The sequence below is a fragment of the Candidatus Omnitrophota bacterium genome (assembly GCA_041650805.1).
Classification (GTDB): domain Bacteria; phylum Omnitrophota; class Gorgyraeia; order 2-01-FULL-45-10; family 2-01-FULL-45-10; genus JBAZKM01.
The window spans coordinates 17,682-29,098 of record JBAZKM010000016.1; the positions used below are offsets into that span (position 1 = coordinate 17,682).

The window sequence follows — 11,417 nt, forward strand, 5'->3', positions numbered from 1 at the left end:
GTATAATGTTTGCCGCTGATAGTTACCGCCGCATCGGGCATGCCCGCCAGCGATACAGGCCCGCCTGCGCTCACCCAGGACCCGGAGCTGTATTTGAAGAACGTAACGGTATACGTATCGACCGAACCGCTTGAAGTGGCCGTGTGGCCGCAGTCGAAGATCGCCTTATATTGCTGCGGGGTGCCGTCGATGTCGAGCGTGAACCGCTTGTCCGAAGTCCAGTGCGTATAGGTCATCTCTCCGCCCGTGAAGCTGTCCTGCACTGCGGATACGCTCGCGGACTGCTCGATTATCACGGGGCTATCCGGCCCGACCGACCACGGATCATTGAACGGCCATATCCCGCCGTAGGAAGCCGAGTAGTAGGCCCCTCCCAGCATGAACGATGTCGGGTAGCAGCTGTACCAGTCGGTCGATACATTATCTCCGTTGCCCGATATATTCATGCTGTAATGCCAGTCATCGTCATCGCAATCGTAACAGTATTCATACGTAGCGCTGATGCTGACGGAATATGTCTTATCGTTGATGGTTATGGTCTGCGTGGAAGTCCACGGCCATGACCCGGCCGCCCCGGTCCCGCCCGTAACCGTGCCGGTGAACTGCGGCCTGCCCGAAAGGGTGATGGGGTCCTCTACGTCCCAGCCGCCCGTGCCGGTGAACTGCTGTCCGTTTATCTGGACATACCACGGAGAGGAAGTGACCTCGGCGACAACTGCAAGCGGCAACCCTGTATATGAAGGGTTGTCATATATCTCTATCCGGGGATCGGAATACCCGGTCTGCGAGGTCTTGACGTAATAGTGCGTCGTCCCGTTATATGTAAGGTCGGTGAAGGTGACCCATCCGCTGCTCGTCTCTATCGTGGACGGATATACGGCCGTGCTGTATACGAGCGGGCCGCTGTCCGCGGTGCCGTACTCGAATTCGGTCTTATTCCTTAAGGTCGTCCCGTCCGAGGCGTAATTGAAGGAGTAATCGGCTATCTCTTCGCCGCGGTCGAGCAGATCATCGCCCATGTGCACATAGAAGAACGTCTCGGTCTTAAGCGTACCCTCTACACCGGTAATGCCGTTCCAGCGGTTGGTGGTGGAACGCACCATGAGAGATACGGGGCTGGCGCCTGAGGCCCTTACACCGAGCGTGCCGGCAGTGAAATCATATTCCATGATGCCGTACCAGTAATAGGTCTTTGATATCCTGACGTTCCCGTCACGGGAATAGGTGAACGACCTGTCGGCCACCTCATCGCCTTCGCCCAGGTGTACGTCATAATATGTCTCCGTCTCCTTCTTCCCCGTCATGAGGTAAGAATTGTCGGACGTGCGCGTGACCGTCTTGACCATCGGCACGTCTACGGCTAGCGCCGGGTCATCGGCCCTTATGCCCGAGGCATTGTCCGTCACGAGCGTATTCTCGCCGTATTCGTATATGGTGCATGTCGTTATATCGCTCCCCGTTACCTCAAATGAGAACGACCTGTCCACCACTTCGTCGCCTTTGCCCAGGTGGACGTCGTAATACGTCTCGGTCGTCTTTGCCCCGACCTTTGAGTAGTCGGTGTCGTTGCCTGTCATCTTATATGTCACGCTTCTCACAAGGACCGTATCGGATGAGGTCGTCTCTTCGGCCCTCGTCCCCGCGGCGCCGTTCGCGATGCTGCCCGTCAATATGTCGCCGTATTCGTATACCGTCTTGCTCTTCAATGTGCCCCTGTAGCTGAAAGCGAATGACCTGTCCGCTATCTCGTCGCCCCTGCCCATGCGCACATCATAATACGTCTCCGATATCTTGGGCCCCACATCGGAACGCTCTATGGTGCCGTTCCCGTCCTGGTCCAGCATCTTATAAGAGATGCTCCTTACCATGACGGCATTCGGCGATGTGACCGCCGAAGCGGATATGCCCGCCTCGCCGTCAAGTACGGCCGAGGATGTCTGGAACGATATGGCGGTCGTCTTGTCCGCCGTGCTGCTCGTGAGACCCGTGAGGAGATAAGTGACGCCGTGCAGCGTGACCGGCATGTTCGTAATGCCTATCACCGAGACCGGCCCGCCGTCCGGGAGCAGGGTCCATACCCCACCTATATATTCATAGAATGTGACGGTGTAGCTATCCAGCACCCCGGGAGTACTGCCGACATCGTCATATTCGAATACCGCCTTATGGTTACGCGCCGTCCCGCCTACGTCCAGGGTGAAGAACTTCTCGGAAGTCCATCTCGCATAGCTGTTATTCTGGCTCGTCCACCCCTGTTCGGAGACACTGATGTTGACATATGTGATGGTCAGCGGCGTCATATACCCTGGCCCCGTCTGGCCGTAGTACATTATGCACGGGATCCCGTCGATCGTGATATTGGCGTTCGGCGGTTGATAACCCGGGGATAACCACGCCGATGCCCCGGTGTTAACCCACGACGTGCCGTTAAACCTGTAGACGTACGCATTGTAAGAGCCGGAATATGAGCTGTAGCTTACATGCGCCTTGTAGCTATTGCCGTTCGAGAGCGTGAAGTACTGGTCCGATATCCAGTCATCGTCCTCTCCGGTATATTCACCCGATATATCGTGGACGGCTATGGTGGTCGCAATACAGGTCAGATTGACATAGGTCGTCGCATTCTGCCCGCCCGTGCCGCTGAACGTGCCTCCGCCGAACGTCACCTGCCATGTCCCCGCTAAGGTGTCCACCGGCGACGCGTTCACGGGCGTCCTGCCGCCGGCGTCATAGGCGGTCTTCTCGTAGAAGTTCACCAGCGGGTTTGCCGTCCCGGTCTTGGTCGCTATGGCGTAATAGTAGGTGCTGCCTACAAGTAGCGTCGTGATCGTCTGCCAGTTCCAGGCCGTCTGCAGGGAGAGGGTGCCGGTCCTATCGCTATCGGTCCCTGTGAGGCCTGTCAGGAGATAAGGCACACCGTAGAACGTTACGTTGACCGTAGTAAGACCCACGAGGTTCATGCTCGCGCCCAGCTGCGTTCCGCCGGCATCCATGTCGTAGAAGGAGACGCTGTAAGTGTCGAGAGCCGGGGTGCTAGTCAGATCGTTATATGTGAAGACCGCCTTACAGTTATGGGACGTCCCTCCTATATTGAGCCTGAAGGACTTTTCGGAGGTCCAGCGGGTATAACTCGTATCCTGGTTTGACCACCCCTGCTGCGAAACGGCGATATCTGTTATCGCGTTTTCGATCGTAAGCGCGGTAGTATAATAAGGAGAGGTCTGGCTATAGTACATGATGACCGGGGTACCGTCTATGGTTACGTTGGAACCGGACGGCTCGTAACCCGGGGATGGCAGATAGAGATATCCGGTGTAGGCCCACGATGCGCCGTTCTGCCGGTAGATATACGCTGTGTAATAATTGCCATAGCTGTAATAACTTACGTCTACCCTGTAATTATTGCCATTTGAGAGGCTGAAGTACTGGGTAGAATACCAGTCGTCCGAATCGTCGTAACCTGTTATATCATGAACCAGTATAGCAGGTGTATATGCCATGTTGATACTCGTCGTCTGGTTCTGCCCTCCCGTGCCGTTGAACGTGCTCCCGCCCAGGACTACCTGCCATGACCCGGTAGAGGTATCTATAGGCGACGCGTTTGCCGGCGTCCTGCCGCCTGCGTCATAGGCGGTCTTCTCGTAGAAGTTGACCTTGGGATTGGCCGTTCCGGTCTTGGACGCTATGGCGTAATAGTAGGTGCTTCCCACAAGGAGCGTCGTCGTGCTCTGCCAGCCCGAGTGGCTCGGCAAGGTGCTCGTCCTGTCAGTGGCGGTACCCGTCAGGCCGGTGATCGAATAATTGATGCCGTGCAGCGTGACCGTTGTGCTCGTCAGGCCCACTACGGAATTGTTGCGCCCCGTGATCTCGTTCCATGACCCTCCGGTGAACTCGAAGAACGTTATGGTGTAGGTATCCAGCACGCCCGGTGTGCTCGAGAGGTCGTTATATGTGAAGAGCGCCTTATAGCTGTATGCCGTCGCGCCGACATTGAGGGTAAAGAACTTCTGTGAAGTCCAGCGTGTATAACCCAGGTTCTGGGTTGACCACCCCTGCTGGGATACAGGTATAGTGCTTGAGCTATAGGAGACCGTCAGCGGAGTATCATATGACGGCCAGCTCTGAGTGTAGCCCACGGTTACGACGGTGCCGTCGAGCGTGACACTGGGCCTGCTGGGGAGATAGAAGAACGTATTGGTGACATAATCCCACAGCCCGGTGCCGTTATTCTTCCGGTAGAAATTTATCCAGCAATAGTTACCGTAGTAATAATAGTCGATGCTCGCAAAGTAATCATTGCCGTTCGAGAGGGTGAAGTACTGGGTCGAGTACCACCCTTCGGTATCGTTATCATAACCCGAGATATCGTGCATCGCGACGCTTGGCGGCTGATAGGTAAGGCCGACGGCGGTCGTCGCATTCTGTCCGCCGGTGCCGTTAAATGTGTTTGTGCCAAGCACCACCTGCCATGACCCGGTGGAGGTGTTCACCGGCGACGCGTTGACCGGCGTCCTGCCGCCCGCGTCATATGCCGTCTTCTCGTAGAAGTTGACCGAAGGGTTGGCCGCGCCGGTCTGGGTCGCGATGGCGTAATAGTAGGTGCTTCCCACGAGGAGCGTCGTCGTGCTCTGCCAGCTGACCAGGGTCTCCACGGTGCCCGGGGTCACGGTTATATTCGTCACGCTGAAAGAATAATTGGTGTTACTGATATAGGTTACGGGGATCGTGAGCGGCACATATGTCATATTGACGCTTGTGGTACGATCCTGTCCGCCCGTTCCGTTAAATGTGTTACCGCCGAGCATCACCTGCCATGATCCGGTTACGGTGTTGATCGGTGACGCGTTCGCCGGCGTCCTGCCGCCCGCGTCATACGCCGTCTTCTCGTAGAAGTTGAGCGAAGGGTTGGCCGTACCCGTCTGGGTCGCGATGGCGTAATAGTAGGTGCTCCCCACGAGGAGGGTGGTGATGCTCTGCCATCCGGTCTGGACCTCCGGCGTGCCCGGGTTCACCACTATATTCGTTACGCTGAAGGCGACGTTCGTACCGTCGACATAAGTGACCGGTATGGTGGGCTGAACAAATACCATATTGATGTGGGCCGTTTCGTTCTGCCCACCCGTGCCGTTGAATGTGCTCGCGCCCAGCGTCACCTGCCAAGAACCGTTAGCGGTATTTACCGGCGACGCGTTGACCGGCGTCCTGCCGCCCGCGTCATATGCCGCCTTTTCGTAGAAGTTGAGCGTCGGCTGCCCCGCGCCCGACTGCGTTACTATGGCATAATAGTAAGTGGTACCCACAAGGAGCGTCGTCGTGCTCTGCCAGCCCGTATAGCTATCGTCTTCCAGCGTGCTGACGGACGTGCTGTTAATGACGGTCACCGCGCTGTCCTGGTACTCGAATATCGTCTTATTCGTGATCGTACCGTCGCGGCCGAATGTGAATGAATAATTCGCTATCTCGTCGCCCTTGGCGCCCACGTAGAACGTCTCCGTCTTCAGGTTCGTCTTGTTCGTCTTCACTTCGCCTATATTCTTCTGGCCTCTGTAGGTCTCGCTGCGGGTCATCGCACCGGTTATTATATCTACCCCGTATATCTCCGGGGCCAGGTAATTATTGGCTGTATAATAGTATACGTTCGTCGAACGTATGTCTGCCACCGCCCTGGAACCGGTCTTATAGTTATAGGTATACCAGGCGTTCTCATCGCTCTTTTCGCCGGCGTAAAAAGTGGAACTTGTGAAGTTGGCTTCATCCGTCTTAATAGCCGCGCCTGCCGCAACTACATTCTTATATCCCTTGAAAGCGTCGTTCTTCTTCATGGCCCCGGTGACGATATCCGCACCGGTGAGCTGCCAGGCCAGGAGATGGCCATCGGTATAGTAGAAGACGTTCGTCGTCTTGATATTAGCTAATGCCCTTGAACCCAGTATGTAGTTATAGGCGTACCAGGCGTTCTCGTCGCCCTTCTCTCCGGAATAGAAGGTCGCTGTCGTGAAATTGATCTCGTCCGTCTTTATTATGTTCGTGATGGTCGTCTTCTGCCCCCTGAACGTCTCGCTCATATTCATGGCCCCGCTCACTATCTCTGCCCCGGTGAGCTCGGTAGCGAGCTTGTTCGCGGCCGTATAGTAGAAGACGCTCGTCGTCCTTATGTCGGAGCTTAACCGTGAGCCGAGTTTATAGTTATATGCGTACCAGGCCGTCTCATCGTCCTTCGCCCCGTAGTAGAATGTCGTGCTCATGAAGTCGACGGCATCCGTCTTTATGGCGGAGCTTATCGTTGCCTTCTTGCCCCTGAACGAATCGCTCTTAACCATGGCGCCGGTGGCGATATAGGCCCCGGTCAGCTCTGACGCCAGTAAATTGCTAGCAGTGTAGTAAAAGACGCTCGTCGTCTTGACATCTGAGTCGAGCCGTGAGCCGAGCTTGTAGTTATATGTGTACCATGCCCTTTCGTCTCCTTTCGCCCCGTAATAGAATGTGGCGCTCATGAAGTCGGTGGTGCTCGTCTTGATACCGGTGCCTATGGCAGGCACGTCCTTCATGGCCCTGAAGGATTCGGACTTATTCATGGCGCCGGTTACTATCTCCGCGCCCGTGAGTTCGGTAGCGAGTTTGTTCGAGGCCGTATAGTAGAAGACGCTCGTCGTCCTTATATCAGCGGTGGACCTGGATCCCAGCTTATAGTTATACGCGTACCAGGCCGTCTCGTCGTCCTTCTCTCCGCTGTAGAATGTAGTGCTCATGAAGTCGACGGCGTCCGTCTTGATGGCGGAATTTATGGTCGCCTTTCTGCTTCTGAACGAATCGCTCTTCACCATGGCTCCCGTGACTATATCTGCCCCGGTCAGCTCTGACGCCAGGAGGCTACCGGCCGTATAGTAGAAAACGCTCGTTGTCTTGATGTCGGAGTCGAGCCGTGAGCCGAGTTTGTAGTTATACGCGTACCAGGCCCTCTCGTCGCCCTTCGCCCCGTAGTAGAATGTGGCGCTCATAAAGTCGGTGGTGCTCGTCTTGATACCGGTGCCTATGGCAGGCACGTCCTTCATGGCCCTGAAGGATTCGGACTTGTTCATGGCGCCCGATACGAATTCGGCTCCAGCGAGCTCTGTGGCAAGTTTATTGTTCGCCGTATAGTAGAAGACGCTCGTCGTCTTGATATCCGCGGTGTTCCTGGATCCCAGCTTATAGTTATACGCGTACCAGGCCGTCTCGTCACCCTTCGTCCCGGCGTAGAATGTCGTACTCATGAAGTCGACGGCATCCGTCTTGATGGCGGAACCTATCGTTGCCTTCTTGCCTCTGAACGAATCGCTCTTCACCATGGCGCCGGTTATTATATCTGCCCCGGTCAGCTCTGATGCCAGGAGGTTACCGGTGGTGTAGTAGAAAACGCTCGTCGTCTTGATGTCGGTGTCGAACCGTGAGCCGAGTTTGTAGCTATAAGAATACCATCCGTTTTCGTCTCCCTTCGCTCCGTAGTAGAAGGTGGCGCTCATGAAATCGGTGGTGTTCGTCTTGATGCCTGTGCCTGCGGCGACTACGTCTTTTCTGGCCCTGAAGGAGTCGGACTTGTTCATGGCGCCTGTTATTATATCTGCCCCGGTCAGCTCTGATGCCAGGAGGTTACTCGCCGTATAGTAGAATACGCTCGTCGTCTTGATGTCGGTGTCGAACCGCGACCCGAGCTTATAATTGTACGTGTACCAGGCCGTCTCATCGTTCTTCGCTCCATAATAGAACGTGGCGCTCATGAAGTCGGTGGTGTTCGTCTTGATGCCTGTGCCGCCGGTGACCACATCTTTCCTGGCCCTGAAGAGATCGGACTTGTTCATAGCACCGGTGACTATGTCGGCCCCGGTCAGCTCTGACGCCAGGAGGTTACCGGCGGTGTAGTAGAAGACGCTCGTCGTCTTGGTATCTGAGTCGAGCCGTGAGCCGAGCTTGTAGTTATACGTGTACCAGGCGATCTCGTCGTCCTTCGCCCCATAGTAGAACGTCATGCTCATGAAGTCGACGGCGTCTACCTTAATACCGGCGCCGGCGCCGGCTACGTTCTTCATAGCCCTGAAGGAGTCGGACTTGTTCATGGCGCCTGATACGATCTCCGCCCCTGTGAGCTCTGTGGCGAGTTTATTGGCAGTAGTGTAATAATAGACGTTTGTCGTCTTTATATCCGATGTTGACCTGGATCCCAGCTTATAGTTGTACGTATACCAGGCCCTTTCATCATTCTTGGCCCCGGAGTAGAACGTGGCATTCATGAAGTCGGTGGTATACGTCTTGATCGCCGCGCCTATGGCGGACACATCCTTCTTTGCCCTGAATGACTCGGACTTGTTCATGGCACCCGTTATTATATCTGCACCGGTCAGCTCTGACGCCAGGAGGTTACCCGCCGTATAGTAGAATACGCTCGTCGTCTTGATGTCGGTGTCGAACCGTGAGCCGAGTTTATAGTTATACGTGTACCAGGCCGTCTCATCGTTCTTCGCTCCATAATAGAACGTGGCGCTCATGAAGTCGGTGGTGTTCGTCTTTATCCCGGTGCCTGCGGCTACGACATCTTTCTTGGCCCTGAAGGAGTCGGACTTCTTCATGGCGCCCGTTATTATATCGGCCCCGGTCAGCTCTGACGCCAGGAGGTTACCCGCCGTATAGTAGAATACGCTCGTCGTCTTGATATCAGTATCAAACCGCGAGCCGAGCTTATAGTTATATGTGTACCAGGCCGTCTCATCGTTCTTTTCGCCGTAGTAGAATGTGGCGCTCATGAAGTCGGTGGTGTTCGTCTTTATCCCGGTGCCTGCGGCTACGACATCTTTCTTGGCCCTGAAGGAGTCGGACTTCTTCATGGCGCCGGTGACTATGTCGACCCCGGTCAGCTCTGATGCCAGGAGGTTACCCGCCGTATAGTAGAATACGCTCGTCGTCTTGATATCAGTATCAAACCGCGAGCCGAGCTTATAGTTATATGTGTACCAGGCCGCTTCGTCCCCCTTGGCCCCGCAGTAGAATGTGGCGCTCATGAAGTCGGTGGTGTTCGTCTTGATACCTGCCCCGGCGGCGGCTACGTCTTTCCGGGCCCTGAAGGAGTCGGACTTGTTCATGGCGCCTGACACGATCTCCGCTCCCGTGAGCTCTGTGGCGAGTTTATTGTTCGCCGTATAGTAGAAGACGCTCGTCGTCTTGATATCGGCATCAAGCCGCGAACCGAGCTTATAGTTATATGTGTACCAGGCCGACTCGTCACCTTTGGCCCCGTAATAGAAAGTGGCGCTCATGAAGTCGGTGGTGTATGTCTTTATGCCTGTACCTATGATAGAGACATCCTTCATAGCCCTAAACGACTCGGATTTGTTCATGGCACCCGTGACAAACTCTGCGCCGGTGAGTTCCGAGGCAAGTTTATTGGCCGCGGTGTAATAGAATACGCTCGTCGTCTTGATGTCGGAGTCGAGCCGTGAGCCGAGCTTGTAGTTGTACGTGTACCATGCCGTCTCATCCCCCTTAGACCCATAGTAGAAGGTGGCGCTCATGAAGTCGGTGGTGTTCGTCTTGATACCGGTGCCTGCGGCGACTACGTCCTTCCCCGTCCTGAAAGAGTCGGACTTCTTCATGGCGGCGGTGGCAAACTCTGCACCGGTGAGTTCCGAGGCAAGCTTATTGGCAGCCGTATAATAGAAGACGCTCGTGCTTCTGATATCCGTGGTGTTCCTGGACCCGAGCTTATAGCTATATGAATACCAGGATGTCTCGTCGCCCTTCGTACCGTAGTAGAATGTGGTGCTCGCGAAGTCGACGGTGTTCGTCTTTATCCCGGTGCCTGCGGCGACTACGTCCTTCTGTCCTACGAACGAATCTGACTTTACCATGGCAGCAGTGGCGATCTCGGCACCGCCCAGTTCGGAGGCGATCTTATTACCCGTGTAGTAGAATACACTGGTAGTTTTCGCGGATGCCGCATTACCCACCTGGTATTGGTAGGAATAGCTCGCGATCTCTTCACCCTTGCCGAACCTTGTGTCGTAGTATGTCGCGGAAATGAGGCTGGTCGGTGCCGCCGATATATCGTCTCCCATATATTGGCGCGTGAACGTCAGGACGTCATCCGACCCTGCCAGGCTCGCCCTGTTTATGCCTCCGCCGGTCGCCATGTAACTGCTTATGGTTGTAGTCCTGACTGCGCTGCCGTCTGAGGTATAATTATACGCATAGTCCGCGATCTCATCGCCCTTTCCGAGATGTATATCATAATATGTTGCCCCCGTCTTGACCCCGCTGTCCGCATAAGAGGATATCCGTTTGGTGACCGATCTTACCAATGCCCAGTTGTAACCGTTTGCCGTAGCCGTCTCCTGCGCCGTGGCTCCGCTATTTGCCTCCCCTACGACTTTAGTCAGGCCATATTCGTAAGTCGTCCTATTCCTCACCTCGAGCCCGTTCCCGGCCGCAAAACTATAGGCGTAATCTGCAAATTCGAACCCGCTGCCCATTGAGTTATTGTAGAACGTCTCAGATATCCTGTCCGCCAGCGTCGTAGAATCACCGCGATAAGTGGTTGAATGGGTCATCGCGCCCCACGGTTCGTAATCTGAGACCGTGGTGGTGACCGAGCCCGATAACTGCCTGGTCGTGACCGTCTTCGTCTGCCTCACACTGCCCCATCCGTCGATCTGATATGTGCCGGCCGGCACTGTGTAGATATCTGTAGATATGGCGAGCTGGGTAGCGTCGGCGGTAGTCCTGTATGTATAGATGACATAAGACGGATTGTTAAAGTAACCCGCTTTGTATACTGTGCCGTTCGTCTCCTGATATGCAAGGGTTCCCCAATCATCATTTGTGGCAGTCGTGGTGTATTTTGAATAAGCGGTGCCATCCGCCTTGGAGTACTGCCCCTGGGTAGCCGTTGCCTTGACTATCCCGTATTCGATCACGGTTGCATCCGTAGTGTAAGTCCCTGATGTGAAACGCGCGTTACTGAGATCGTAGTTATAAGACGTACCTGCGGTATGTGCGGCTGTGAGCATGCCGAAATCGTCATAACTGTTCATGGTGGTCGACTCGCCCGTTAATATCGCGAAGTTCGTCTCAAGCACTACGAGGTCCTTCAGGTCGGCCGGCAGCGCGACGTGGTCTTTCCCGGAGTAGCTCTTTACCGTGGAGGCGGTCATCGTGCCGTAGATATCGAAGGTGGCGGAAGTGGTGTTCCATATCGAAGTCACCTTCGTCTGTGTGCCTATCATATTCTGGGAGTAACCCTTCGCCACCTGGCTTGTCACTGTACCGTACTTATTGTAGGTGTTATCGGTGTAGGATTTACCTATCACCGCCTTATCCTCACCCAGTGACTCGCCCCTTGTCACGCCCGTGGCCTGTATGCCGAAGGAGTTATAGGTATTTAACGTCTC

1 protein-coding gene (only partly in view) is annotated in these 11,417 nt (G+C 55.1%); it reads right to left on the reverse strand.

What is annotated here, in order from left to right:
- Positions 1–11,417: part of a hypothetical protein coding region (locus WC515_08655; protein MFA5147428.1), annotated on the reverse strand (this coding region is incomplete at both ends). Its footprint begins 17,681 nt before the window's first position; the window shows 11,417 of its 29,098 annotated nt.